Below are 339 nucleotides of genomic sequence, written 5' to 3'. Positions count from 1 at the left end.
GAAGCCATGGGCCTGATGGCCAACCGCACATCGCGGTCGCTGCACGGGCGTAAGCAGTTCAGCCCGAAGTCGCTTCTCGAAGCCACGTCCAACGACCTGAGCGCGCGTGCCCGGCTAGTTGAGATTCGAGTTCGAGCCACAGTCAACCTCGACCTTCTGCAAGAAGCGTGCGACGCGCTACGCAACCACATCTACACCGAGTATGCACAGGAGCTGAAGCAATTCGGTAGCAGTGCCGAACAGCGGAAAGCACTGGTCGAGCGTGTGCAGGGTACGGCCCGAACGCTGATGACCGAGGGAAAGGCACTCGTAGACGTGCTGGACCAGATCGTGAAGGAC

At 60.5% G+C, this 339-nt stretch carries 1 protein-coding gene; it reads left to right on the top strand.

The annotated features are described in order from the left end of the window. The coding region (locus AC1RO3_RS08935) for a hypothetical protein (protein WP_481764072.1) at window positions 1-339 on the top strand (339 nt) is incomplete at both ends.

The organism is Dellaglioa sp. CoH-57-MRSF-19, from assembly GCF_056781975.1.
Note: the sequence above shows the minus strand (reverse complement) of the source record. Positions and strands in the feature narration are given on the sequence as shown.